The sequence below is a fragment of the Aquabacterium sp. A7-Y genome, assembly GCF_026153205.1.
Taxonomy (GTDB): Bacteria; Pseudomonadota; Gammaproteobacteria; order Burkholderiales; family Burkholderiaceae_C; genus Caldimonas.
Window position 1 is genome coordinate 20,544 of sequence record NZ_JAPFBW010000042.1, and the last position, 24,563, is coordinate 45,106.

Below are 24,563 nucleotides of genomic sequence, written 5' to 3' on the forward strand. Positions count from 1 at the left end.
TTCTGAACATCGAAAGGGGAGCCAGGGCTCCCCTTTTTAGGTTGTGCGGCGAACCGGCTATTTTAGCCCGGCGCGGGGGCCTGTCCGCCAGCCCCGGACGGTTTGACACGGAAGCAGGCCGCGTACATGGCCGGCAGCGCGAGCAGCGTGAGGGCGGTCGCGACCACCAGGCCGCCCATGATGGCGACCGCCATCGGGCCCCAGAACACGCTGCGCGAGAGCGGGATCATCGCCAGCACCGCGGCCGCCGCGGTCAGCACGATGGGCCGGAAGCGCCGCACCGCGGACTCGACGATCGCCTCCCAGGCCGGTACGCCGCGCTGGCGATCCTGCTCGATCTGGTCGATCAGGATCACCGAGTTGCGAATGATCATGCCCATCAGCGCGATCACGCCCAGCATCGCCACGAAACCGAAGGGCCGGCCCAGCAGCAGCAGCGCCGCCGCCACCCCGGCAATGCCGAGGAAGCCGGTCACGAAGGCCAGCAGCGAGCGCGAGAAGCTCTGCAGCTGCAGCATCAGCAGCGTGAAGGTGATGAACAGCATCAGCGGCATGTTCGCGAAGATCGAGCCCTGGCCCTTGCTGCTCTCCTCCGCCGTGCCGGCCAGCTCGATGCGGTAGCCCGCCGGCATGCGCGCCTGCAGCTGCTGCATCTTGGGCCACAGGGCACCGCTGACGGTCGGGCCCTGCACGCCGTCGGCCACGTCAGCCTGCACGGTGACCGCGAAGTCGCGGTTCTCGCGCCACAGCACGCCCGGCTCCCAGGCGTGGGTGATGCGCGCGATCTGGGTCAGCGGGATGGAGCGGCCGCTCGCGGTCGGCAGGTAGGCATTGCCGATGTCGGTGATGGCGTCGCGCTCGTCCCGCGGCTGGCGCAGCACGATGTCGATCAAGCGGTCGTTCTCGCGGTACTGGCCGATGGTGGTGCCGGAGAGCACGGTGCGCGAGGCCTGGGCGATGCTCTGGCTGCTGACGCCCAGCGCGCGTGCCTTGTCCTGGTCGACCTCCAGGCGCAGCACCTTGACCGATTCGTTCCAGTTGTCGTTGACCTGGCGGGCGTCGGGGTGGGTGCGCATCAGCGCCTTGGCCTCGTCGGCCCACTTGCGCAGCTCCTTGACGTCCGTGCCCATGATGCGGAACTGCACGGGATAGGGCACTGGCGGGCCGTTGGGTAGCAGCTTGACGCGGCCACGCACCTCGGGGAACTCCTCGGCCAGCAGCTGCGGCAGGCGCTTGCGCAACACCTCGCGCTCCTCCAGCGAGGCCGGCAGCACGATGGCCTGGCTCACATTGGTCTGGGGGAAGATCTGGTCCAGCGGCAGGTAGAAGCGCGGCACACCGCTGCCGACCCAGGTGGTGACGCTCTGCACCCCGGACTCCTTCATGACGCGCGCCTCGAAACGCCGCGCCACCTGCTCGGAGGCCGTGAAGCTCGCGCCCTCGGGCAGCCACAGGTCGACCAGGATCTCCGGCCGGCTGGAATCCGGGAAAAACTGCTGCTGCACGCGGCCCATGCCCGCCACGCCCAGCGCCAGCGTGCCGACGGTCAGTCCGATGGTGATCCAGCGGTGCTGGACGCACCAGTTCACCAGCGAGCGGAAGCGCGCATAAAAGGGCGTGTCGAACAGCTCGTGCGCCTCACCCGGCTGGCGGGCGTGGGTCCTGAGCAGCAGTGCGCCGATGTAGGGCACGAAATAGACCGACACCAGCCAGGAAATCAGCAGCGCCGCGGTGGTGACCGCAAAGATGGCGTAGGTGTATTCCCCGACGGTGGACTGCGCCAGCCCGATGGGCAGGAAACCGACCGCGGTGATCAAGGTGCCGGTCAGCATGGGCATGGCCGTCACATCGTAGGCGAAGGTGGCCGCGCGCATCTTGTCGTAGCCCTCCTCCAGCTTGCGCACCATCATCTCGACGGCAATGATCGCGTCGTCCACCAGCAGGCCCAGCGCGATGATCAGCGCTCCGAGCGAAATCTTGTGCAGCCCCACCCCCCAGTACAGCATGGTCACGAAGGTGATCGCCAGCACCAGCGGGATGGTGATGGCCACCACCAGGCCCGGCCAGATGTCGATGCGCAGCGGCCGGGTGTGCAGGCCCAGGCTGATGAAGCTGACCGCGAGCACCACCACGACGGCCTCGATCAGCACCTTGACGAACTCGCCCACCGAGCGCGAAACCGCCGAGGGCTGGTCTTGCACCTGGCTCATCTCGATGCCGGCCGGCAGCTCGCTGCGGATGACAGCCGCCGTCTCCTTGAGCCGTTCCCCGAGGTGGATGATGTCGCCGCCCTTGGCCATCGAGATGCCCAGCGCGATGACCTCGCTGCCCTGGTGGCGCACCTTGACCTGCGGTGGGTCGACGTAGGCGCGCCGGATCTCCGCGATGTCGCCCAGGCGCAAGGTGCTGGCCGAACCCGTGGCGGCGTTGGTGGCGCGGATCGGGAAGGCGCGCAGTTCCTCGACCGAGTTGAACTGGCCGCCGATGCGCACCTGCAGGTTGTCGCTGCCGGCCTGCAGCACGCCGCCGCCCTCGACCGCGTTCTGCGCGCCGAGCTGGGCGATGACCTGGTTGAAGTCGATGCCCAGCTGGGCCATGCGGCGCTGCGAGATCTCGACAAACAGCTTCTCGTCCTGGACGCCGAAAAATTCCACCTTGGCGACGTCGGGCACCTTGAGCAGCCGCTGGCGCACGCGCTCGGCGTGCTGACGCAGCTCCTCGTAGCTGAAGCCGTCGGCCGACAGCGCGTAGATCGAGCCGAACACGTCGCCGAACTCGTCGTTGAAGAAGGGCCCGATCACGCCCTGCGGCAAGGTGCCGCGCATGTCACCGATCTTCTTGCGCGCCTGGTACCAGACGTTGGCGACCTCTTTGGGTGGCGAGGAGTCCTTGAGCTGGAAGATGATCAGCGTTTCGCCGGGCTTGGCGTAGCTGCGGATCTTGTCGGCATAGGGCACCTCCTGCAGGGTCTTCTCGATCTTGTCGGAGACCTGCTCCGCCATCTGCTGCGCGGTCGCGCCGGGCCAATAGGCCCGCACCACCATGGCGCGGAAGGTGAAGGGCGGGTCCTCGTCCTGACCCAGCTGGAAGTAGGCCGCGAAGCCCAGCACCACCAGCACCACCATCAGGTAGCGGGTCAGCGCGGGGTGCTCCAGCGCCCAGCGGGAGATGTTGAAGCGGCCGGGGTCCCGGTTCTGGTCTTGATGTTCGTCCACGTTGGCTCCGCCGCTCAGTTGCCCTGCTTGTCCGCCGGCTGCGGTGTCGCCGCGACCTGCGCGCCCGCCGGCACCGCAGCGGCCGCCTGGACGCCGCGCTCCTGGTAGAGCTTGACCTTCTGGCCCGGGGTGAGCACATGCACGCCCGCGGTGACGACCGTCTGCCCGGGCTGCAAGCCGCCGGCGATCAGCACCTCGTTGCCTTCGGCACCGGCGACGCGCACCGGCTGGGACTTCACCGTCATGGTCTGGCGGTCGAGCAGCCAGACGGCGCTGCCCGACGGGTCCTCACGCAGCGCCGACAGCGGCAGCCGGGTGCCGGCCGTGGTTTGCGGCAGGTTCACCTGCACGCTGGCGGTCTGGCCGAGCTTGACCTCGGGCCGGCCGATGTCGGCCTTGACCAGATAGGTGCGGGTGACCGGATCGGCCGACGCGGCCAGCTCGCGGATGCGCGCCGGCAGGGACTGGCCTTGGTCACTCCAGAGCCGTACCTGGAGCGTGGCGCCCTGCTCCGCCAGCTGCTTGAACAGCGCCACCTTGTCCTCGGGCACCGAGAACACGACGTCGCGCGGGCCGTCGTGCGCCAGGCGCAGGACCGGGGTGCCGGCCGCCACGACCGCGCCCGGCTCGGCCTCGACCGCCGTCACGACGCCGCTCGCGTCGGCCACCAACGCGGCGTAGGCGGCCTGGTTGCCCTGGGTGCTGGCCTGCGCCTGGGCCTGCTGCAACTGGGCCTGGGCGGACTTGAGCGCGGTGTCGCGCCGCTCCAGCTCGGCCGAGCTGATGAAACCCTGGTCGCGCAGTTCCTTGAAGCGCTTGTAGTCCGCCTGCGCCTGGTCGAAGCTGGCCTGCGCGGCCGACAGAGCGGCCCGCGCAGCCTCCTGGCCGAGACGCAGGTCCTGCGGATCCAGCTGCGCCAGCACCTGACCGTTCTTGACGACGTCGCCCAGGTCGACGCTGCGCCGCACCATCTTGCCCGGCACCCGGAAGCCCAGGCGCGACTCGGTGCGAGCCCTCACCTCGGCCGCGTACTCCAGCTTGGCGGCGGCCGTCGCCGAGGCCACGGTCATCGTCCGGACCGCACGCACCGGTTCGGGCGCAGGCGCGGGCTTGGAGCAGCCGGCCAAGCCGAGGGCAAGGACGAGCGTGGCGAACAGAGGCGGATGAAGGGTGCGCATGGAAATCCTCGAAGGCGTCGGTCCCTGCTTTTTCGCGTCCGCCCCGGCCCGTCAAGGCAGGACGTTTTCTGGCGCAGGGATCACATTAACTGACTGACCGGTCAGTAATGTATTTAGCTTTTTGAGGAGTGTCAAACGTGGCAGGGCCCGGATGGCACATCAAATGCCTCCCGCGACACCGGGTTCGGAGCCCAGGGTGGAAAATGCCCGCCCGTGAGCGTCAACCACTACGAAAACTTCCCCGTCGCCTCCGCGCTGTGCCCGCCGCACCTGCGCCCCGCGGTCACGGCCATTTACTGGTATGCGCGCACCGCCGACGATCTGGCGGACGAAGGCCAGCGCAGCACCGCGGAGCGACTGGCCGATCTGGCGGCCTACCGGGTCGAGCTGCAGGCCATGCTGCGCCAGGAGGCGCCGGGCGAGCGCTGGCGGCAGGTGTTCGCCGGGCTCGGGCCGGTGCAGCGTCAGTTCAGCCTGCCGCCGCAGTTGCTGGAGGACCTGCTGAGCGCCTTCGAGCAGGACGTGGTCAAGCACCGCTACCTGCACCAGGAGGAGTTGCTGGACTACTGCCGCCGCTCGGCCAACCCGGTGGGCCGGCTGCTGTTGCACCTGCAGGGCATCGACGACGCGGCCGCGCTGGCGCAGTCTGACGCGATCTGCACCGCGCTGCAGCTGATCAACTTCTGGCAGGACCTGAGCATCGACACCACCCGCGACCGTCTTTACATCCCGCTCGAAGCCTGCCGGCGCCACCAGGTGCCGGCCGGCTCGCTGCTGGCCCGGCAGGAAACCCCTGCCACACGAGCGCTGGTGCGCGAGATGGTGGAGTGGGCGCGCGAGCTGATGTGGCAGGGTGCGCCGCTGGCCCGCCGCATCCCGGGGCGCTTCGGCTGGGAGCTGCGCCTGGTGATCCAGGGCGGGCTGCGGATTCTTGAGAAAATCGAGGCCCTGGACTACGCCACCCTGCAACGGCGGCCGGTGCTGCGCGCCTGGGACGCTCCCGTGATGCTGTGGCGCGCCCTGGCTGTGCGCGCGCCGCGTCCCCTACACTCTGACGCCCCGAGATGACCCCGGAACAATACGTACAAGACAAGGCAGCCGCGAGCGGGTCCAGCTTCTACTACGCCTTCCTGTTCCTGCCACCGCCGCGGCGGGCGGCCATCACCGCGTTCTACGCCTTCTGTCGGGAGGTCGACGATGTGGTCGACGAGGTCGCCGACCCCCAGGTGGCGCAAGCCAAGCTGCTGTGGTGGCGCAAGGAAGTGGCACAGGCTTTCGGCGGCCAGCCCACCCACCCCGTGATGCAGGCGCTGATGCCCCATGCAGCGCGCTACGGCATCGAGGCGGGGCACCTGCAGGCGGTGATCGACGGTTGCCAGATGGATCTGGAGCAGACCCGCTACCTCGACTACGCCGGCCTGCAGAAGTACTGCCACCTGGTGGCCGGGGTGGTCGGTGAGGTGGCCTCGGCCATCTTCGGCCGCAGCCAGCCGGCGACCGTCCAGTACGCCCACAAGCTGGGCCTGGCGCTGCAGCTGACCAACATCATCCGCGACGTCGGCGACGACGCGCGGCGCGGCCGCATCTACCTGCCGGTCAGCGAGCTGCAGCAGTTCGACGTCAAGGCGCACGAGATCCTCAACCGCGGCTACAGCGAACGCTTCACCGCGCTGATGAAGTTCCAGGCCGAGCGGGCGCACCGTTGTTACGAGGAGGCGCTGGCCGTGCTGCCGGAGGCCGATCGCCGTTCGCAAAAGCCCGGCCTGATGATGGCCCACATCTACCGCACCCTGCTGCGCGAGATCGAGTCCGAGAACTTCCAGGTGCTGCATCAGCGCATCTCGCTGACCCCGCTGCGCAAGCTGTGGATCGCCTGGCGCACCCATTGGCGGGGGCGCTGAGCGGTGGCCCGGCGGGTGGCCGTCGTCGGCGGCGGCTGGGCGGGCTGCGCCGCCGCGGTGCAGTGCATCGACGAGGGACATGACGTCGTGCTCTTCGAGATGGCGCGCCATCTCGGCGGGCGGGCGCGGCGGGTCGAGGTGGAAGGTTTTCCGCTCGACAACGGCCAGCACATCCTGATCGGCGCCTACACGGAAAGCCTCAGGCTGATGCGCCAGGTGGGGGTCAAGACCACCGTCGCGCTGATGCGCACACCGCTCAGGCTGGCCTATCCGGACGGCAGCGGACTGGTGCTTCCGCCCGGCCGGCCGCTGCTGTCCTTCGCGCTCGCGGTGCTGGGTAACCCGGCCTGGCGTTGGACCGAACGGCGCGCCCTGCTGTCGATCAGTGCCCGCTGGGCGCTGGCCGGCTTTCGCTGCGATCCGCAGCTGAGCGTGGCCGAGCTGTGCGCGCACCTGCCCGAGCGCCTGCGCGAGGACCTGATCGACCCGCTCTGCGTCGCCGCACTCAACACGCCGGCCGACCAGGCCAGCGCGGCGGTGTTCCTGCGCGTGATGAAGGACGCGCTGTTCGCCGGCCGAGGCTCCTCGGACCTGCTGTTGCCACGCACCGACCTGAGCCGGCTGTTCCCCGATGCGGCCGGCCGGTGGCTCGAGCATGCCGGTGCGGGCCTGCGGCTGGGCGAGCGGGTGATGCAGCTGACGCCCGCGGGCCAAGGCTGGGCGGTGGGCGACGAGCACTTCGACGCGATCATCGTCGCATGCTCGCCGGCCGAAGCGGCCCGGCTGCTGCGCCCGCATGCGGCCAGTTGGGCCTCGCTCACCGAGGCCCTGCCCTTCGAGCCCATCATCACCGTCTATGCCCGCGGCAGCGGCGTGCGGCTGCCCGCCCCGATGCTGGCGCTGCACGCCGGCCCCGAGGCGCCGGCCCAGTTCGTCTTCGACCACGGCCAGCTCAACGGTCCGCAAGGCCTGCTGGCCTTTGTCGTCAGCGGCGCGGCGCCCTGGGTCGAGCGCGGGCTGGAGGCCGCCGGCCGTGCCGTGTTGAGCCAGGCCGAAGAGGCGCTGGGCCGCTACTTCCGCCCGCCGCTGCGGCTGGTGCGCACGATGATCGAAAAGCGCGCGACCTTCCTGTGCCGCCCGGGCTTGCAGCGTCCGCCGGCGCGCCTGGCGCCGCGCCTCTGGGCGGCCGGCGACTATGTCGAGGGCCCCTACCCCGCCACGCTCGAAGGTGCGGTGCGCTCGGGCGTGCAGGCAGCGCGCCGGGTGTTCGACTAGGGCCGGTTTTCTTCGGCGCGCCCTCGTCCGCCTCGGAGGCGGTCCAGCTTGGCGGCGTAGAGCCGGCGTTGGTCGGCACGCGTGCTGCGCTGCAAGGCCCGCTCCAGGTGGCGGCGCGCCGCCTCCGGGCGCCCCAGCCTGAGTTCCGTGACGCCCAGCCAGAACTGGAAATCGGCGTGTTCGGGGTCGCGCTCCGCTTCCCGGGCGAACCAACCGCGGGCCCGCTCGGGGTCGCCGTCCTGCAGGGCGGCGAGGCCGAGTTCGAAATAGTGATACGGCGGGGTCCGCTCGGCCTGCGAGAGCCGGCGCTGCAGCGTCTCGGCCTCGGCCTGCCGGCCCTGCCGTCGCAGCAGCAAGGCCAGGTTGGCGAGGGCCCGCGTATCGCCGGGCTCCTGCCTCAAGACTTGGGCGAAGGCTTGCTCGGCCGGCCCGGGCAGGCCGCGGCGCAGGTAGATCACCCCCAGGGTGTTGTACGCGGCCAGGAAGCCGGCGTCCTGCACGACCGCCTCGCGGGCCCACCAGTAGGCATCGTCCAGCCGCCCCTGCAGCAGCGACTCGGCCGCGCGGTTGTTCATGAACATCGCCACCACCCGGTCCTCGGTAATGGCTTGCGTGCGCAGGCCTCGCAGGTCTTCGGGCGGCAGGAAGTCGATGGTCGTCGAGGCGCCCACGTCCCGGGCGGTGCCGGCGTCGATCAGGCGCCGTCCCAGCGTCAGGTTGACGTGGCCGCTCAGCAGATACAGCCCGCCGCTGCGGCTCCAGCTGGCGTCGAGCGAAGCGCTGCGGTAGTCGACCTGCAGGCCCAGCGCCTTCGCGAAGGCGGCCGTCATGATCACCAGCGACAGGCAGTTGCCCGAGCGGCTCTCAAAGGCCTGCGCCGCGGTGCCGGTGCTCGTCGTGTCGTAGTCGAGCTGCAGCTGGGCGCGGCTGTAGAGCGCCGCCATCAGGCCCTTCTGGCGGCCGCGCTGGCGCAGCTGCTGGGCGATCTCGGTGTGGAGGTAGTGCTGCATCGCCTCGCTGAGCGCGAAGACGTCCTCGCGCCGGACCGGCGCCGAGGGCGCACCGAAAGCGGCGTCCTGGAACAAGGCGTCCGGCGGTGCCGTGGCAGGCGGCGGGTGGCCGCAGGCCAGCAAGGAGGCGCAGAGCAGGAGGGCGGCGGACAGGCGCACGGGCAACTCCGGTGGGCCGCGGCGGACGGGCGGACCGCGGCGACGCGCTTCGAGTATGCGCCGGGTCCGCGCTGGACGGCGCGCTTCAGCGGCGTGCGAACGGCGCTGCCAGCGGTTCACCCACGAACACCCCCTGCTGCGGCCAGGCCACGCTTTTCCAGTAGGCCTCCAGCGCGGTGCTGCCCTGCAGGTAATGCAGCAGCAGCACCTGAGGGTGCGGGAACTTCTGCAGGTGGTTGCAGGGCTCGCTCACGGTGCCGTAGCTCGCGGTGGCGCCGGCCTGCAGCCAGGCCAGCGCGGTCATCTGCCCCTGCGCCGGCGCGTGGTCCAGCAGGCCGCCGTAGGAGGTCAGGTGGTCGCCGAGAGCGCCCGGCACGAAGTCCAGCGTGTCCAGATGAGGCACGCGCACCGCGCCGGTCTGGTAGAGCAGCACCCGCTCGGCGGAACGCAGCGGCTCGCGGGCCCGGCTGTGCACCTCGACCCCCACCGGGTTGAAGCGGCCCTCGGGCGGGAACAGGTGCGAGCGCACCGAGCGCGCGGTGTCGGAGGTCACATGGAAGTGCGCATGCACCGGCGGCGCCCCGCGCCGGCCCAGCCGGCCGTCGGCCGCCACGCCGCGCTCGATCAGGGCCTGCGCGCTGGCGACATCCGGTGCGGCGAGCAGCATCGAGGGCCGCAGCCGGTGGTCGGTCCAGGGCCGGGCCGAGGCCGAGTTGAAATAGGGCGAGGCCCGACCGGGGGCGTTGCAGCTGCGGCGACACAGCGCGGGGTCATAGCCCAGGGCCAGCGCGCCGGTGATGGAGTTGCAGGACACCGCATAGGGCTGGCGCCAGGCCAGCGCGAGGGCCTCGACCGGTGTCTCGCCGGCATCGGGTGCGTCGAAGTGCTCGTGGATGCGTTGGGCCAAGGACTCGAACTCCTCGGGCGTCAGCACCGGCTTGTGCGGCAGCTCCAGCCTCAGCACCTGGCGGGGCTGGAGCTTGCGCGCCCGGGCATACAACTCGCCCACCTGCACCGAGTAGGGGTCGGCCGTGTTGATCACCAGGCCCAGCCGCGAGGCATCGAGGCGGCTGCGCACGCGGGGCACCTTGATCCAGCGGCGCGCGGGCGCCGCCGTGGCGGACGCCGCGGAAGCCGGTGCCGATGCGACCTCCGACGCCGCCGCACCGGGTGCGCCGCCCTCGCGGGGCTCGGTTTGAGCCGCCGCCGTCGCTCCGAGCAGGACCGCCAGCAGCACGGCGATCCAGCCGCCGGCACAGCGCGGCAGGAAGTCAGCGCCGGCGTTCAGCGTAAAGCTCCTTGAAGGTCTTGCCTGCCGGCGCCGGCAAGTCGCGCGTGGCGGTCCAGCCGCTTGCCACCGGCAGGCGGCGGATGCTGCCGCTGCGGCCCAGCCACTTGAGCACCCGCACGCCCAGCCGCGTCGCCGCCCGGTACAGCGCCGGCCGGCGCGCCAGATGGCCCCAAGCGCGCAGGGCGACACGCTCGCTCCAGGGCCGCAGGCCGCGCTCGAACTGGCGCTCGCGCAGCTTGCGAAGCAGGTCGGGCAGCGGGATCTTCATCGGGCAGACCACATGGCACTGCCCGCACAGCGTGGAGGCCTGCGGCAGATCCAGCGTTTTCTCCAGGCCCACGTAGCTCGGCGTCAGCACCGACCCCATGGGCCCGGGGTAGACCCAGCCGTAACTGTGCCCGCCGATCTTCTGGTAGACCGGGCAGTGGTTCATGCAGGCACCGCAACGGATGCAGCGCAGCATGTCCTGGAACTCCCCGCCCAGCAGCCCGGTGCGCCCGCCGTCGACCAGCACGACATACATGTGCTCGGGCCCGTCGCGCTCACCGGCACCCCGCGGGCCGGTCAGCAGCGAGAAGTAGTTGCTGATGACCTGGCCGGTGGCCGAACGCGGCAGCAACCGCATCATGCTCGCCAGGTCCTCCAAGGTCGGCAGCACCTTCTCGATGCCCGTGATCGCGACGTGCACCTTGGGAATCGTCGTGCACAGCCCCTCGTTGCCCTCGTTCGTGACCAGCGCGACGGAGCCGGTTTCGGCAATCAGGAAGTTGCCGCCGGTGATGCCCATCTCGCTCTGCAGGAAACGCTCGCGCAGCACCTCGCGGGCCTCGCGGGTCATCGCCGGGATCTCCGGGATCCGGCCCGCCGTGCGCTCGCGCGGGTGGTTCAGCTCGAACAGGCGGTAGATCTCTTCCCGGTCCTTGTGCACCACCGGCGCGATGATGTGGCTGGGCGGCTCGTTGTTGTTGATCTGCAGGATGTACTCGCCGAGGTCGGTCTCGGTGACCTGCACGCCGGCGGCCTGCAGCGCCTGGTTGAGCGCCATCTCCTCGGTGACCATGCTTTTGCTTTTGGTGGCCCGCCGCACGCCGTGGCGCTGCGCGATCTCGACCACCAGGCGGGCCGCCTCGGCCGGCGTCTCGGCCCACAGGACGGTGGCGCCGCGGCGGGTCGCCTCGCGCTCGAACTGCTCCAGCCAGATGTCGAGCTTCTCGAGCGCGGCATTGCGCCGCCGCACCGCCTCCTCGCGGATGAGCTCGAACTCGGCCAGCTCGCGCACCGCGTCGGCACGCTGCGTGACGAACTTGGTGGACAGCTTCTTCAGGTTCTTCTGCAGCCGGGCGTCAGCCAGCCGCTGGCCGGCACGCGCCTGGAAAAACATCGATTGGACCTGCATGCGTTTCAGCTCTCTCCGGCCAGCACCTCGGCAATGTGGATCACCCGGGTGCGCGCGTCGCCGCGACGGCGCAGCCGGCCCTCGATGTTGAGCATGCAGCCCAGGTCGCCCAGCACCACCGCGGGCGCCCCGCTGGCGGCGATGTGCTCGCACTTCTCGTCGGCAATGGCGCCGGAGATCTCCCCGTACTTCACCGCAAAGGTGCCGCCGAAACCGCAGCATTGCTCGCAGTGCTCCATTTCCTTCAAGGTGGCGCCGGTGAGCTGCAGCAGTGCGCGGGGCTGCTGCTTGATGCCCAGCTCGCGCAGACCGGCGCAGGAATCATGGTAAGTCAGCTCGCCGTCGTAGCGCCCGGGCACCTGCTCCAGGCGCGCGACATTCACCAGGAAGTCCGTCAGCTCGTAGACCTTGGGGCGCAGCTGCTCGAAGCGGAACGCCAGGTCGGGGTCGTCGCGGAACAGGTCGGCGTAGTGCTCCCGCACCATGCCGCCGCAAGAGCCGGAGGGCATCACGATGTAGTCGAACTGCGCGAACTGGTCGAGCAGCCGCGCCGCCAGCGCCCGGGCCGTGGCGCGGTCGCCGGAGTTGTAGGCGGGCTGGCCGCAGCAGGTCTGGGCCATCGGCACCTCGACGTCGAAGCCGGCGGACTCGATCAGGCGCAGCGCCGCAAAACCGATGGACGGGCGCATCAGGTCCACCAGACAAGTGATGAAAAAGCCGACACTCATTCGCCCCGATTATCTTCACAGTCGCCACACTTGGCCCATGAGTTTTCGCCATGCAAAAAGCGGCCGAATTCAGCGAGAATCTTTCACATGAAAAAGACCGAGGGAAGTACACCGACCATCCAGGTGCTGGAGCGGATGTTCTCGCTGCTGGACGTGCTTGCGGCCCACCAGGACCCCGTGTCTCTGAAGGAGATCAGCGAGCACACCGGCCTGCACCCGTCGACGGCGCACCGCATCCTCAACGACCTGGCTGTCGGCCGCTATGTGGACCGCCCGGAGGCCGGCAGCTACCGGCTCGGCATGCGCCTGCTGGAATTGGGCAACCTGGTGAAGGCCCGGCTGGATGTGCGCGACGCCGCGCTGGGTCCGATGCGCGAGTTGCACAAGCTGACCCACCAGCCGGTCAACCTCTCGGTGCGCCAGGGCGATGAGATCGTCTACATCGAGCGCACCTACAGCGAGCGCTCGGGCATGCAGGTGGTGCGCGCGGTGGGCGGCCGGGCGCCCTTGCACCTCACCTCGGTCGGCAAGCTGTTCCTCGCCAACGACGACGCCCAGCGGGTGCGCGCCTACGCCACCCGGACGGGTCTGGCCGGTCACACCCGCAACAGCATCACCGAGCTGGCGGCGCTGGAGCGCGAGCTCTCGCGCGTCAAGCAGTACGGCACCGCGCGCGACAACGAGGAACTGGAACTGGGCGTGCGCTGCATGGCGGCCGGCATCCGCGACGACCAGGGCAAGCTGGTCGCGGGCCTGTCGATCTCGGCCCCGGCCGACCGGCTGGAGGAAAGCTGGATGGAGCGCCTGACCGCCACCGCGGCCCAGATCTCGGCCGCGCTCGGTCACCGCGGCTGAACCGCCCCGCCCCGGCGGCAGGGCCCGGACAGGCGAAAGCCCGGCACACGGCCGGGCTTTTTTGCCGGGACGGAGAAGTTCCCGGGGCTCAGGACGTCACGCGCGGCGTGAGCTCGGTGGGCGGCGTCACCGGTGCGATCACCGGGGCCACGAATTCCTCCAGCAGCCACTTGCGCACCCGCTCGGCGTCGCCAAGGCGGGAATGGCGGCCGCTCGAGTCGAGGAAAACCATGATGACCTTGCGCCCACCCATGTAGGCCTGCATCACCAGACAGCGGCCTGCCTCGGCGATGTAGCCGGTCTTCTGCAGGCCGATCTGCCAGGCCGGGTTGGAAACCAGGCCGTTGGTATTGCGGAACTGCAGGTGGCGGCTGCCGATGGCGATCTCGTGCGCCGGCGAGGTGGACAGCTCGCGGATCAGCGGGAATTCATGCGCCGCCTTGACCAGCGTGGCGAGGTCGCGGGCGCTGGACTGGTTGCGGCTGGACAGACCGGTGGGCTCGACGTAGCGGGTGTCGTGCATGCCCAGCTCGGCCGCCTTGCGGTTCATCGCCGCGACGAAGGCCGGCAGACCGCCGGGGTAATGGCGGCCCAAGGCATTGGCCGCGCGATTTTCCGAGCTCATCAACGCCAGGTGCAGCATTTCGCCCCGGGTCAGCTCGGCGCCCAGCATCAGGCGCGAGCTGCTGCCCTTTTCGGTGTCGACGTCGGCATCGGTGATGGTGAGCAGCTCGTCGAGCGGCTGCCCGGCCTCGATGACCACCAGGGCCGTCATCAACTTGGTGATCGAGGCAATGGGCAGCACCGCCTGGGAGTTCTTGCTGAGCAGGACCTCGTCGGTCTCCTGGTCCAGCACCAGGGCAACGCTGGACTTCAGCTCCAGCGGGTCCAGGGTTTCGTGCAGGCCATAGACCTGGCCGTAGGACAGGCGGGGGGCGGGCAACACCACCGCGGCGCGGCGCGGCAGCCCGGCGCGTGTCGCCAGGCGACTGCGCGCGGCGGCAGCCTTGGCGGTGCTGATGCGTCCCTTGGCGCGCGCGGCGCGGGTCTCGGCGCTGGAGCGCTTGGCGACCGCCTTCTTGACCGCCTGTTTTTTGGCGGAAGTGGCGGCGGCCCGCCGGCCTTCGCCCTTTTTTGCTGTGGCAGTGCCCTGCAGCCCGCCGAAAAGCAGGCAGCCGGCCATCAACGAGACCGCGAGACGGGACCCCAACAGCTTGCGAAACGAGAACACGGCAAACTCCAACAGCCAGGCGAAACGAGTGTATGTGAACCGAAAAAGGCGCGCAAGATCAAAAGCTTAGGGACCTTTCCTAAAGTCACAGCTCAGGCCGTTCGAGAGGCCGCGCCCGCCTCAGCCCTGCGCCGCCACCCTTTCGGCCTTGCTGTGCAGCTTGTTCAGCGCCGCAAGATAGGCCTTGGCGGAGGCAACCACGATATCGGGGTCGGCCCCGACCCCGTTGACCACCCGACCGCCCAACTGCAGCCGGATCGTGACTTCACCTTGAGATTCTGTGCTGCCAGACGTTATGGCATTCACCGAATACAACAACATTTCAGCGCCACTTTGCACCTTCGTTTCAATTGCCTTGAGGCTGGCGTCCACCGGACCGTTGCCGACACTGTCGGCGTGGTGCTCCTGGTCGCCCGCGGCGAACACCACCTTGGCGTGCGGGCGCTCGCCCATCTCGGAGCGTTGCGACAGCGCCAGCAGGCGGTAGTGCTCCTGCTCGCTGGTGACGCTTTCGTCGCTGACCAGGGCGATGATGTCCTCGTCGAAGATCTCGCTCTTGCGGTCGGCCAGGTCCTTGAAGCGGGCGAAGGCGGCGTTGACCTCGGTCTCGGAGTCGAGTTCGATGCCCAGCTCCTGCAGGCGCTGCTTGAAGGCATTGCGGCCGGAGAGCTTGCCGAGCACGATCTTGTTGGCAGACCAGCCGACGTCCTCGGCCCGCATGATCTCGTAGGTGTCGCGCGCCTTGAGCACGCCGTCCTGGTGGATGCCCGAGGCATGCGCGAAGGCGTTGGCACCGACCACGGCCTTGTTGGGCTGCACGACAAAGCCGGTGGTCTGCGAGACCAGGCGCGAGGCCGGCACGATCTGCGAGGTGTCGATGCCCAGCTCGAGACCGAAGTAGTCGCGCCGCGTGCGCACGGCCATCACCACCTCCTCCAGCGAGCAGTTGCCGGCGCGCTCGCCCAGCCCGTTGATGGTGCACTCGACCTGGCGCGCGCCGCCGATCTGCACGCCGGCCAGCGAGTTGGCGACCGCCATGCCGAGGTCGTTGTGGCAATGCACCGACCAGACCGCACGGTCGGAGTTGGGAATGCGCTCGCGCAGCGTCTTGATGAAGCTGCCGTACAACTCGGGCACCGCATAGCCCACGGTGTCGGGGATGTTGATGGTGGTGGCGCCTTCGGCGATCACCGCCTCCAGCACCCGGCACAGGAAGTCGAGCTCGGAGCGGTAGCCGTCCTCCGGCGAGAACTCGACGTCACCGGTCAGGTTGCGCGCAAAACGCACGGCCTGCCTGGCCTGCTCGAACACCTGGTCCGGTGTCATGCGCAGCTTCTTCTCCATGTGCAGCGGACTGGTGGCGATGAAGGTATGGATGCGCGAGCGGGCGGCGCCCTGCAGCGCCTCGGCGGCGCGCGAGATGTCGCGGTCGTTGGCGCGGGCCAGCGAGCAGACGGTCGATTCCTTGACCACGTCGGCGATCGCCTTGACGGCCTCGAAGTCGCCGTTGGACGAGGCCGCGAAGCCGGCCTCGATCACGTCGACCCGCAGACGCTCGAGCTGGCGGGCGATGCGCAGCTTCTCGTCTTTCGTCATCGAGGCGCCGGGCGACTGCTCGCCGTCGCGCAGCGTCGTGTCGAAAATGATCAGCTTGTCGGCCATGGTGGATCTCCGTGGGGTGTGCCGTCGCGGACGGCGACTCGGTTGCGTTTTGTCGGGGCCAAACGAAAACGGCCCGCAGCGCTGAGCTGGCGGGCCGTTGACGGTGAAACTCTCAGACGTGTGCCATCAGCGTGCCCGAAACACTCCTGCTAGCAGTAGCGTGGAAGGGGCGATGCGCGTCGTCATGAAGCCAATATATCACGTGTTTACTGATGTAAGCCTTTTTCATCGGGCTCGTCGGTGGACACCGCGATCACGCTGACCGGCCGGCCACGGGACTTCTTGATGAAGTAGACCACGTAGCCCGAAACGCCGTAGAGCAGGAACAGCCCGAACAGCACCAACGGTGGGTGGTAGGCGATGACGGCGAAGCCCAGCGCGATCGCGACGATCGCGATGAAGGGCACAGAGCGCTTGAAGCTGACGTCCTTGAAGCTGTAGAAGGGCACGTTGGTGACCATGGTGAGCCCGGCATACAGGGTCAGGCCAAAGGCCAGCCAGCGCAGCCAGTCGATCTGCTCCACCCCCTTGTAGCCCAGGTCGTCCATGACCCAGATCAGCCCGGTGACCAGGGCCGCTGCGGCCGGGCTGGGCAGGCCCTGGAAAAAGCGCTTGTCGACCACCGCGATGTTGGTGTTGAAGCGCGCCAGGCGCAGTGCGGCGCCGGCACAGTAGACGAAGGCCGCCAGCCAGCCCAGCTTGCCCAGGCCCTGCAGGGCCCATTCGTAGACGATCAAGGCCGGCGCAGCACCGAAGGACACCATGTCCGACAGGCTGTCCATCTGCTCGCCGAAGGCGCTCTGGGTATTGGTCATACGTGCGACGCGGCCGTCCAGGCTGTCGAGCACCATGGCGCAGAACACGCCGATGGCGGCCTGGTCGAAGCGGCCGTTCATCGCCATCACCACGGCGTAGAAGCCGCCGAACAAGGCCGCCAGGGTGAACAGGTTGGGCAGGATGTAGATCCCCTTGCGCCGCGGGCGCAGCGGCGCCTCCAGGGTCGGCGGGACGTCGGGGTCGTGCAGATCGTTCATGTCTCTCGGGGCATCGGATGGGAAGGCCGGGCGCTTCGGCGCTCGCGCGCCGCGCCTGCGTCCCTTCCGGGACGAGCAAGGCTTGCGCCCGGCAGGCAGCACGGCCCGCGTGCGCCGCCGCGGGGTGTTCCCGGCAGCGGCAGGCGGGCCGTGCATGGGCGCGAGAATACATCAGGCGAGAAACGCCGGGCGGCCAAGAAAAAGGCCGCCGGCCCTCGGGGGCTGGCGGCCTCGGCCTGGGAGCGGCTCGCGCCGCTGGCGGGGGATCAGTTCTTGGACTGGTCCACCAGGCGGTTCTTCTTGATCCAGGGCATCATCGCGCGCAGCTGCTCGCCCACCACCTCGATGGGGTGCTCGGCGTTCAGGCGGCGGCGCGAGATCAGGGTCGGGGCACCGGCCTTGTTCTCGAGGATGAAGCTCTTGGCGTATTCGCCGGTCTGGATGTCCTTCAGGGCCTGGCGCATCGCGTTTTTGGTGGCCTCGGTCACCACGCGCGGGCCGGTGACGTACTCACCGTACTCGGCGTTGTTGGAGATCGAGTAGTTCATGTTGGCGATGCCGCCTTCGTAGATCAGGTCCACGATCAGCTTGAGCTCGTGCAGGCACTCGAAGTAGGCCATCTCGGGCGCGTAGCCGGCTTCCACCAGGGTTTCGAAACCGGCCTTGATCAGCTCGACGGCACCGCCGCACAGCACGGCCTGCTCGCCGAACAGGTCAGTCTCGGTCTCTTCACGGAAGTTGGTCTCGATCACGCCGGCCTTGCCACCGCCGTTGGCGGCCGCATAGCTCAGCGCCAGGTCGCGCGCCTTGCCGGTCTTGTCGGCATGCACGGCGATCAGGTGGGGCACGCCGCCGCCCTGGGTGTAGGTGGAGCGCACCGTGTGGCCCGGGGCCTTCGGCGCGACCATCCACACGTCCAGGTCGGCCCTGGGGATGACCTGGCCGTAGTGCACATTGAAGCCGTGGGCGAAGGCCAGCGAGGCGCCTTCCTTGATGTTCGGCGCGACGTCCTTTTCGTAGACGGTGGCGATCTGCTCGTCGGGCAGCAGCATCATCACGACATCGGCGCTCTTGACCGCGTCGGCGATCTCGGCGACTTTCATGCCGGCCTTCTCGGCCTTGGTCCAGGACGCGCCGCCCTTGCGCAGCGCCACGGTGACCTTGACGCCACTGTCGGTGAGGTTCTGGGCGTGGGCGTGGCCTTGCGAGCCGTAGCCGATGATCGTGACGTTCTTGCCCTTGATCAGGCTCAGATCCGCGTCCTTGTCGTAATAGACCTTCATGTAGCTCTCTCCAAAAGTAGTCCGTGAACAGGTGACCGAGCGACCGCGTGAACGAGTGCGAACCGCGTCGAATGCCCCACCTCACATGTTCACATGCATCACCTGTTCACTCGTTCACGGTAAGCATGCAGGGCGCCTTCAAACCCGCAGGATGCGCTCGCCGCGGCCGATGCCGCTGGTGCCGGTGCGCACGGTCTCGAGGATGGAGGTGCGGTCGAGCGCCTCGATGAAGGCGTCGAGCTTGCTGGCGTCGCCGGTCAGCTCGATCGTGTAGGTCTTCTCGGTGACGTCGACGATGCGGCCGCGGAAGATGTCGGCCATGCGTTTCATCTCGTCGCGCTCCTTGCCCACCGCGCGCACCTTGATGAGCATCAGCTCGCGCTCGGTGAAGCTGCCTTCGGTCAGGTCGACCACCTTGACCACCTCGATGAGACGGTTCAGGTGTTTGGTGATCTGCTCGATCACCTCGTCGGAGCCCGTCGTGACGATGGTCATGCGCGACAGCGAGGGATCCTCGGTCGGCGCCACGGTCAGGCTTTCGATGTTGTAGCCGCGGGCCGAGAACAGGCCCACCACGCGGGAGAGGGCCCCGGCCTCGTTCTCCAGCAGCACTGCAATGATGTGTTTCATGGCTCGGTGTGCGCGCTCTTCAGGCCGACGGCGGTAACCGCCGACCCTTGGCCACGCTTTCGATCAAAAGAAAAAATAGATCGGTCCTCGACCGTGGGGTGCGGGCGCCGGCGCCTGACGTGCCGCGGTAACGGCAGCGCCCTTGCCGGGCCGCTTCACCTCACAGGTCTTCGGACCCCAGCAGCATTTCGCTGATGCCCTTGCCGGCCTGCACCATGGGCCAGACGTTTTCGGTCGGATCGGTGCGCACGTCAAGGAACACGGTGCGGTCCTTGAGCTTCATCGCCTCGCGCAGCGCCGGCTCGACGTCGGAGGGCTTCTCCACCAGCAGGCCGACGTGGCCGTAGGCCTCGGCCAGCTTGACGAAGTTCGGCAGCGCGTCCATGTAGCTGTGCGAGTAGCGGCCGCCGTAATCGAGCTGCTGCCACTGGCGCACCATGCCCAGGTAGCCGTTGTTGAGCGAGACCACCTTGACCGGCGTCTGGTACTGCTGGCAGGTCGAGAGCTCCTGGATGCACATCTGGATCGAGCCTTCGCCGGTGATGCAGAACACGTCGGCATCGGGCTTGGCGAGCTTGATCCCCATCGCGTAAGGCAGGCCGACACCCATGGTGCCCAGGCCACCGGAGTTGATCCAGCGGCGCGGCTCGTCGAAGCGGTAGAACTGGGCCGCCCACATCTGGTGCTGGCCGACGTCGGAGGTGATGTAGGTTTCGCGGTCCTTGGTCAGCTCCCAGAGGGTCTCGACCACGGCCTGCGGCTTGATCACCTTGTCCGAGCGCTTGTAGCTCAGGCATTCGCGCTTGCGCCACTCGTTGATCTGGCCCCACCAGCCCGACAACGCGTGCACGTCGGGGCGGGCCTGCTGCTCCTTGATCTGGGCGATCAACTCCTGCAGCACGTCCTTGACGTCGCCGACGATGGGGATGTCGACCTTCACGCGCTTGGAGATCGACGAGGGGTCGATGTCGACGTGGATGATCTTGCGCTCCACCGAGGCGAAGTGGCGCGGGTTGCCGATGACGCGGTCATCAAAACGCGCGCCCACGGCCAGCAGGACGTCGCAGTTCTGCATCGTCATGTTGGCTTCGTAGGTGCCGTGCATGCCCAGCATGCCGAGGAACTTCGGGTCGCTGGCCGGATAGGCGCCCAGGCCCATCAGGGTGTTGGTGCAGGGATAGCCCAGCAGGTCCACCAGCTCGCGCAGCTCGGCCGAGGCATTGCCGAGGATCACGCCACCACCGGTATAGATATAGGGACGACGCGCGGCCAGCAGCAGTTGCACGGCCTTGCGGATCTGCCCGCCGTGGCCCTTGCGCACCGGGTTGTACGAGCGCATCTCGACGGTCTCCGGGTACTCGAAGACGCAGGTCTTGAGCGAGACGTCCTTCGGGATGTCGACCACCACCGGGCCGGGCCGGCCGGTGCGGGCGATGTGGAAGGCCTTTTTCATCGTCCGGGCCAGCTCGCGCACATCCTTGACCAGGAAGTTGTGCTTCACGATGGGGCGCGTGATGCCCACGGTGTCGCACTCCTGGAAGGCGTCGAGCCCGATCGCGGGCGTCGGCACCTGGCCGGTGATGATCACCATCGGGATCGAGTCCATGTAGGCGGTCGCGATGCCGGTGATCGCGTTGGTCACGCCAGGACCCGAGGTGACAAGCGCGACGCCAACTTCGCCCGAAGCGCGGGCATAGCCGTCGGCGGCGTGCACGGCCGCCTGCTCGTGGCGAACCAGCACGTGTTCTATGGTCTGCTGCTTGTACAGCGCGTCGTAGATATAGAGGACCGCACCGCCCGGATAGCCCCACATGAACTTGACGCCTTCGGCCTGGAGGCAGCGCACCAGGATTTCGGAGCCATTGAGTTCTTCGGGGGAGTTGGGGGGCGCGGATTTGCCGTCGGTTGCGGCGGCGCGCTTGAGGTCAGCGGCAGAGATGTCCATGTCGAACCTTTCTGATTTTCTCTAACGAAAAACGATCGGTGCCCCTCTTCAACGCTCGGATGAGCTCGCCCTTGTGAGGCGGATTCGGAGGCTGCGCAGTCATCAACAGGGAGGCCCGGGTCGGGCGTCCAAGTCGAGACCCGTCTGTTGTGCAAGGCAGCATTATGGCATTTCGTAGCATTGTTGCTGCGCCGCGCCGCGCGCGGCGGGCAAGTTTCTTGTCGATGAGATAATTTTTCGGTCTTCTTCCCGGTAGCACCTCCACTGCTCCTGCCCTTGGCCAGCGAACAAGAACTCACCGAATTCCTCAAGAGCGTCGACAAGCGGGCCTTCAAACGTACCGTCTACGCCGTGCGGGACACTGACGCGGCGCTCGACATCGTGCAGGACGCGATGATCCGCCTCACCGAAAAATACGGCGACCGCAACGCGGCCGAGCTGCCCTTGCTGTTTCAGCGCATCCTCTCGAACGCCACCACCGACTGGTTCCGGCGGCAGAAGGTGCGCAGCGCCGTGATGACCAGCTTCCACAGCAACGACAGCGCCGACCCCGAGGCCGAGTTCGACCTGCTGGAGACGCTGGAATCCCTGGATCATTCCGCCGGCACCGAAAGCGCGGCCGACTCGGTCGCGCGGGCCCAGATCCTGCAAGCGATCGAGGTCGAGGTCGGCCGGCTGCCGACACGTCAACGCGAAGCCTTTTTGATGCGTTACTGGGAGGAGCTCGATGTTTCCGAGACGGCCGCTGTCATGGGCTGCTCGGAGGGCAGCGTGAAAACACACTGCTCGAGAGCCGTCGCTGCCTTGGCTCGCGCCCTCAAGGCAAAGGGAATTGCGCCATGAACAACCACCACACCGCACTGCACGCTGCTGAACGCGAAGCCCTCGAAGCCCGCCTCGGGCTGCGCATTGCCGGCCGCCTGTCCGAAACCGCCGAGGAACTGCCGGCCGACCTGAGCGAGCGCTTGCGCTTCGCCCGTGAGCAGGCGCTGGCACGCCGCAAGCGCGGCCCGGAAACAGCCGCCGAGCCGGTGGTGGTCGGCGCGGGAAGCAGCGCTGCGCTGGCCAGTGGCATGGGCCGGCGGTCGGGCAGCTCCTGGTGGTGGTCGCTCGCTTCGCTGCTGCCAGTGGCGCTGCTGCTGGCAGGGCTGTTTTTCATCGAGCGGCTGCACGAGCAGCGCCAGGCCGAGGACGCCGCCGAGATCGACTCGGCCCTGCTGGCCGACGACCTGCCGCCCGATGCTTATGCCGACCCGGGTTTCGCCGAGTTCCTGAAAGCCCGCCAGCCATGAGCCTGACGCGGCCGCCGCACCGCCCTGCGCCTCGTCGTGGCGCCGCCGGACTGCTGGCGGGAGCGACTGCTTGCTTCATTCTCGCCAGCGCGGCACTGGCGGCCCCGCCTGCGCAGGCACAACAAGGCGGGACCATCGCTGCACCGGCCGTGGCCGCCCGAGGCGGTCCGGCCTGGAGCGAGCTCAGCCCCAGCCAGCAGGCGGCGCTCGAGCCCCTGCGGCGTGAATGGGCCGGCATCGATGAACCGCGCAAGCGCAAGTGGCTCGCCATCGCGACGCGTTTCCCCAGCATGTCGGCCGACGAAAAGCAACGTCTGCAGGAACGCATGAGCGCCTGGGTGCGGCTGTCGCCCCAGGAGCGGCGCACCGCGCGGATCAACTACAGCGACGCCAAGGACGTCTCGCCGCAGGAACGCCGCGACCGCTGGGCCGCCTACCAGGCCCTCAGCGAGGAAGAGCGGCGCAAACTGGCGCGTCAGGCGGCGCGAGCCCCGAGCCCGGCCTCGGGCAAGGCAGCCGCCCGGACCGCGCCGCTCGCCTCCGGCATGCAGGCACAATCGCCGGGTTCGATGCGTCCCGGCGCGGCGCCTCAAGCGCCCCGGGTGACGGCCGGCGCCCCGCCGTCGCCGACCATGCGGCAAGCCCGTCCCGGGGCGACCACCACCTCCATCACCAAACGCCCGGCCCCGCCGTGGCACCAGCAAGCAGGCATGCCCAAGATCGCCGCCACCCCTCAGTTCGTTGATTCGGCGACCTTGCTGCCGCGTGTCGGTCCGCAAGGCGTCGCGGCGAGCGCCGAACAGCTGCCCGCGCGCCGCCATAAATGAGTGCCGTCGCGTCTGCTGCGCCTGGCGCTGACAGCCGGCCGTCGCCCCAGCTGCGCCGCCGGCTGGCCTGTTTCGTGTACGAGGGCGTGCTGCTTTTCGGCGTGGTGATGCTCGGCGGCCTGCTCTTTTCGCCCCTGGTTCAGCAGCGCCATGCCTTGCAGATGCGCCACGAGTTGCAGGCCTTCATGTTTGTCCTGCTCGGGCTGTACTTCGTCTGGTTCTGGTCGCACGGCGGCCAGACCTTGGCGATGAAAACCTGGCACATCCGCCTGCTGACGCGTGCCGGCGAGCCGGTCGGGACGCTGCGTGCGCTGGCCCGCTTCCTGGCGAGCTGGGTGTGGTTCCTGCCCTCCACCGCCGCGGTCGCCTTGCTCGGCTGGCAGGGCAAGGGCCAGGTGTTCGGACTGATGGCGGGCTGGGTGCTGCTGTATGCCGCGCTGAGCCTGCTGCACCCGCGGCGCCAGTACTGGCATGACGCCCTGTGCGGGACCGAACTGGTCGCCTGCCAGCCTTCCATCGGCGGCGGCAAGCGCCGCGCGGCCACGAAAGCCTGAAAACGTGTCGACTCCTCCCCTCGGCCTCGCGCCGCATCCCCAGAAGCGGCGCACCGGCCTGGCGCGGCTGCTGCACGCGACCCGCTACTCCATCGAAGGCCTGGTGGCCGCCTACGGCGAAAGCGCCTTCCGCCTGGAAACCAGGCTGGCCGCCGTGATGCTGCCGCTGGCCTTCTGGCTCGGCCGCAGCTGGGTCGAGGTGGCCCTGCTGGCAGGCTCGGTGATGCTGGTGCTGATTGTCGAGCTGCTCAATTCGGCCGTCGAAGCGGCCATCGACCGGGTCTCGCTGGAGTTGCACGAGCTGTCCAAGCGGGCCAAGGACATGGGCAGCGCGGCCGTGCTGCTGGCCGTGTTGCTGTGCTCCGGCGTGTGGCTGGGTGCCCTCTGGGCACGGCTGGCCGCCTGACACTGGCGCGTCGCTGCCGCCGTGCGAAGATGACGGCATGAACGATGTTTTTTCCCTCTGTGTCTATTGCGGCTCCCGCCCGGGAGCCTTGCCGGTCTATGAAGAGGCGGCGCGCGAGGTCGGCACCGAGATCGGCCGCCGGGGCTGGCGGCTGGTCTATGGCGGCGGTCGCGCCGGCCTGATGGGGGTGGTGGCCGATGCGGTGCTGGCCGCCGGCGGGACCGCGGTGGGCGTCATCCCGCAGGCCCTGCTGGACCGCGAACTGGGACACCGCGGCCTGACCGAGCTGCACATCGTGCAGACCATGCACCAGCGCAAGCAGATGATGGCGGAGCGGGCCGACGCCTTCGTCGCGCTGGCGGGCGGCATCGGCACCTTCGAGGAGCTGTTCGAGGTCTGGACCTGGCGCCAGCTGGGCTACCACGACAAGCCGGTCGGCCTGCTCAACACCGAGGGCTATTACGACCCGCTGCTGGCATTCCTGGATCGCACCGTCGAGCAGGGTTTCGTGCCGCCGGCACAGCACGAGCTGCTGCAGGTGGAGGGGCAAGCCGTGCCGCTGCTCGACCGCCTGGTCCAATTGGCACAGCGCGCCACCGCGCCGGACGACTACGCGCGGATCTGAGCCCCGGGCAGCGGCTTGCAGCCATAAAAAAGCCCGCTCGAGCGGGCTGTCTGGTCGGCGGCCGGC

22 protein-coding genes are annotated in these 24,563 nt (G+C 68.7%); 10 read left to right on the forward strand and 12 right to left on the reverse strand.

Annotated features, from left to right (window positions below; translation table 11 throughout):
• Window positions 1-62: 62 nt before the first annotated feature.
• Window positions 63-3,215 carry an efflux RND transporter permease subunit gene (locus OOT46_RS27080; protein WP_265406743.1) on the reverse strand — a complete coding sequence of 1,051 codons (3,153 nt, stop codon included), beginning with the start codon at window positions 3,213-3,215 and terminating at the stop codon, window positions 63-65.
• 14 nt (window positions 3,216-3,229) lie between these two features.
• Entirely contained in the window at window positions 3,230-4,393 is a 1,164-nt protein-coding gene (locus tag OOT46_RS27085) for an efflux RND transporter periplasmic adaptor subunit (protein ID WP_265406744.1), read from the reverse strand.
• 213 nt (window positions 4,394-4,606) lie between these two features.
• Between OOT46_RS27085 and hpnC the strand changes: the two genes are divergently transcribed.
• Genes hpnC through hpnE form a run of 3 tightly spaced genes read left to right on the forward strand, consistent with a single transcriptional unit; the run spans window position 4,607 to window position 7,569 of the window.
• Window positions 4,607-5,461 carry a squalene synthase HpnC gene (gene hpnC / locus OOT46_RS27090; protein ID WP_265406745.1) on the forward strand — a complete coding sequence of 285 codons (855 nt, stop codon included), beginning with the start codon at window positions 4,607-4,609 and terminating at the stop codon, window positions 5,459-5,461.
• On the forward strand, window positions 5,458-6,294 hold the full coding sequence (gene hpnD, locus OOT46_RS27095) for a presqualene diphosphate synthase HpnD (RefSeq protein ID WP_265406746.1): 837 nt from the start codon (window positions 5,458-5,460) through the stop codon (window positions 6,292-6,294). Before hpnC ends, hpnD begins: the two co-directional genes overlap by 4 nt.
• A gap of 3 nt (window positions 6,295-6,297) precedes the next feature.
• A complete protein-coding gene (gene hpnE, locus OOT46_RS27100; protein WP_265406747.1) occupies window positions 6,298-7,569 on the forward strand; it encodes a hydroxysqualene dehydroxylase HpnE in 1,272 nt (423 codons plus the stop codon).
• Here the strand turns inward: hpnE and OOT46_RS27105 are convergent.
• The 4 genes from OOT46_RS27105 to OOT46_RS27120 form a co-directional block, all read right to left on the reverse strand.
• On the reverse strand, window positions 7,566-8,738 hold the full coding sequence (locus tag OOT46_RS27105; protein WP_265406748.1) for a tetratricopeptide repeat protein: 1,173 nt from the start codon (window positions 8,736-8,738) through the stop codon (window positions 7,566-7,568). The two genes, hpnE and OOT46_RS27105, sit on opposite strands and share 4 nt — an antisense overlap.
• Window positions 8,739-8,823: 85 nt before the next feature.
• On the reverse strand, window positions 8,824-9,975 hold the full coding sequence (locus OOT46_RS27110) for a TIGR03790 family protein (RefSeq protein WP_265406749.1): 1,152 nt from the start codon (window positions 9,973-9,975) through the stop codon (window positions 8,824-8,826).
• Window positions 9,976-10,009: 34 nt separating this feature from the next.
• A complete protein-coding gene (locus OOT46_RS27115; RefSeq protein WP_265406750.1) occupies window positions 10,010-11,425 on the reverse strand; it encodes a LutB/LldF family L-lactate oxidation iron-sulfur protein in 1,416 nt (471 codons plus the stop codon).
• A gap of 5 nt (window positions 11,426-11,430) precedes the next feature.
• Complete coding sequence (locus OOT46_RS27120; RefSeq protein WP_265406751.1) at window positions 11,431-12,153, reverse strand: (Fe-S)-binding protein; 723 nt, start codon at window positions 12,151-12,153, stop codon at window positions 11,431-11,433.
• An 87-nt stretch (window positions 12,154-12,240) separates the two neighbouring features.
• Here OOT46_RS27120 and OOT46_RS27125 point away from each other — a divergent pair, with 87 nt between their 5' ends.
• Window positions 12,241-13,008 (forward strand): IclR family transcriptional regulator, encoded by a 768-nt coding sequence (locus tag OOT46_RS27125; RefSeq protein WP_265406752.1) that lies wholly within the window; start codon window positions 12,241-12,243, stop codon window positions 13,006-13,008.
• Window positions 13,009-13,096: 88 nt separating this feature from the next.
• On the opposite strand, the gene pbpG is transcribed toward OOT46_RS27125, so the two are convergent.
• The 6 genes from pbpG to OOT46_RS27155 all read right to left on the reverse strand — a co-directional run bounded on the left by pbpG (window position 13,097) and on the right by OOT46_RS27155 (window position 20,793).
• Window positions 13,097-14,191, reverse strand: coding sequence for a D-alanyl-D-alanine endopeptidase (gene pbpG / locus OOT46_RS27130; RefSeq protein ID WP_416136263.1), 1,095 nt, complete (start codon window positions 14,189-14,191; stop codon window positions 13,097-13,099).
• Between the two features lie 168 nt (window positions 14,192-14,359).
• On the reverse strand, window positions 14,360-15,901 hold the full coding sequence (locus OOT46_RS27135) for a 2-isopropylmalate synthase (RefSeq protein ID WP_265406754.1): 1,542 nt from the start codon (window positions 15,899-15,901) through the stop codon (window positions 14,360-14,362).
• A gap of 206 nt (window positions 15,902-16,107) precedes the next feature.
• Complete coding sequence (gene pssA / locus OOT46_RS27140) at window positions 16,108-16,935, reverse strand: CDP-diacylglycerol--serine O-phosphatidyltransferase (RefSeq protein WP_265406755.1); 828 nt, start codon at window positions 16,933-16,935, stop codon at window positions 16,108-16,110.
• 266 nt (window positions 16,936-17,201) lie between these two features.
• Complete coding sequence (gene ilvC, locus OOT46_RS27145; protein ID WP_265406756.1) at window positions 17,202-18,218, reverse strand: ketol-acid reductoisomerase; 1,017 nt, start codon at window positions 18,216-18,218, stop codon at window positions 17,202-17,204.
• Window positions 18,219-18,356: 138 nt separating this feature from the next.
• Entirely contained in the window at window positions 18,357-18,848 is a 492-nt protein-coding gene (ilvN, locus tag OOT46_RS27150; protein ID WP_265406757.1) for an acetolactate synthase small subunit, read from the reverse strand.
• A gap of 160 nt (window positions 18,849-19,008) precedes the next feature.
• Window positions 19,009-20,793 (reverse strand): acetolactate synthase 3 catalytic subunit, encoded by a 1,785-nt coding sequence (locus tag OOT46_RS27155; RefSeq protein WP_265406758.1) that lies wholly within the window; start codon window positions 20,791-20,793, stop codon window positions 19,009-19,011.
• A 276-nt stretch (window positions 20,794-21,069) separates the two neighbouring features.
• On the opposite strand from OOT46_RS27155, the gene OOT46_RS27160 reads away from it, so the two are divergent.
• From OOT46_RS27160 to OOT46_RS27185, 6 genes are read left to right on the forward strand one after another with little or no spacing between them, the layout of a single operon-like run.
• Window positions 21,070-21,636: an RNA polymerase sigma factor gene (locus OOT46_RS27160; RefSeq protein WP_265406759.1), complete on the forward strand. Its 567-nt coding sequence runs from the start codon at window positions 21,070-21,072 to the stop codon at window positions 21,634-21,636.
• On the forward strand, window positions 21,633-22,085 hold the full coding sequence (locus OOT46_RS27165; RefSeq protein ID WP_265406760.1) for a DUF3619 family protein: 453 nt from the start codon (window positions 21,633-21,635) through the stop codon (window positions 22,083-22,085). The genes OOT46_RS27160 and OOT46_RS27165 overlap by 4 nt, the downstream gene beginning before the upstream one ends.
• Window positions 22,082-22,912 (forward strand): DUF3106 domain-containing protein, encoded by an 831-nt coding sequence (locus tag OOT46_RS27170; RefSeq protein ID WP_265406761.1) that lies wholly within the window; start codon window positions 22,082-22,084, stop codon window positions 22,910-22,912. The genes OOT46_RS27165 and OOT46_RS27170 overlap by 4 nt, the downstream gene beginning before the upstream one ends.
• Window positions 22,909-23,466 (forward strand): RDD family protein, encoded by a 558-nt coding sequence (locus OOT46_RS27175; protein ID WP_265406762.1) that lies wholly within the window; start codon window positions 22,909-22,911, stop codon window positions 23,464-23,466. The genes OOT46_RS27170 and OOT46_RS27175 overlap by 4 nt, the downstream gene beginning before the upstream one ends.
• Before the next feature lie 4 nt (window positions 23,467-23,470).
• A complete protein-coding gene (locus OOT46_RS27180) occupies window positions 23,471-23,872 on the forward strand; it encodes a diacylglycerol kinase (RefSeq protein WP_265406763.1) in 402 nt (133 codons plus the stop codon).
• A 37-nt stretch (window positions 23,873-23,909) separates the two neighbouring features.
• Window positions 23,910-24,497, forward strand: a complete 588-nt coding sequence (locus OOT46_RS27185; RefSeq protein ID WP_265406764.1) for a TIGR00730 family Rossman fold protein — start codon at window positions 23,910-23,912, stop codon at window positions 24,495-24,497.
• The last annotated feature ends 66 nt before the right edge of the window (window positions 24,498-24,563 follow it).

Bases quoted from the DNA above. Each gene is read 5' to 3' on its own strand.
- pssA (WP_265406755.1), bottom strand. From the start codon at position 16,935: ATGAACGATCTGCACGACCCCGACGTCCCGCCGACCCTGGAGGCGCCG.
- OOT46_RS27155 (WP_265406758.1), bottom strand. From the start codon at position 20,793: ATGGACATCTCTGCCGCTGACCTCAAGCGCGCCGCCGCAACCGACGGC.
- OOT46_RS27165 (WP_265406760.1), top strand. From the start codon at position 21,633: ATGAACAACCACCACACCGCACTGCACGCTGCTGAACGCGAAGCCCTC.
- OOT46_RS27170 (WP_265406761.1), top strand. From the start codon at position 22,082: ATGAGCCTGACGCGGCCGCCGCACCGCCCTGCGCCTCGTCGTGGCGCC.
- hpnD (WP_265406746.1), top strand. From the start codon at position 5,458: ATGACCCCGGAACAATACGTACAAGACAAGGCAGCCGCGAGCGGGTCC.
- ilvN (WP_265406757.1), bottom strand. From the start codon at position 18,848: ATGAAACACATCATTGCAGTGCTGCTGGAGAACGAGGCCGGGGCCCTC.
- OOT46_RS27125 (WP_265406752.1), top strand. From the start codon at position 12,241: ATGAAAAAGACCGAGGGAAGTACACCGACCATCCAGGTGCTGGAGCGG.
- OOT46_RS27175 (WP_265406762.1), top strand. From the start codon at position 22,909: ATGAGTGCCGTCGCGTCTGCTGCGCCTGGCGCTGACAGCCGGCCGTCG.
- OOT46_RS27115 (WP_265406750.1), bottom strand. From the start codon at position 11,425: ATGCAGGTCCAATCGATGTTTTTCCAGGCGCGTGCCGGCCAGCGGCTG.
- pbpG (WP_416136263.1), bottom strand. From the start codon at position 14,191: ATGGCCGGCTGCCTGCTTTTCGGCGGGCTGCAGGGCACTGCCACAGCA.
- OOT46_RS27085 (WP_265406744.1), bottom strand. From the start codon at position 4,393: ATGCGCACCCTTCATCCGCCTCTGTTCGCCACGCTCGTCCTTGCCCTC.
- ilvC (WP_265406756.1), bottom strand. From the start codon at position 18,218: ATGAAGGTCTATTACGACAAGGACGCGGATCTGAGCCTGATCAAGGGC.
- OOT46_RS27120 (WP_265406751.1), bottom strand. From the start codon at position 12,153: ATGAGTGTCGGCTTTTTCATCACTTGTCTGGTGGACCTGATGCGCCCG.
- OOT46_RS27135 (WP_265406754.1), bottom strand. From the start codon at position 15,901: ATGGCCGACAAGCTGATCATTTTCGACACGACGCTGCGCGACGGCGAG.
- OOT46_RS27185 (WP_265406764.1), top strand. From the start codon at position 23,910: ATGAACGATGTTTTTTCCCTCTGTGTCTATTGCGGCTCCCGCCCGGGA.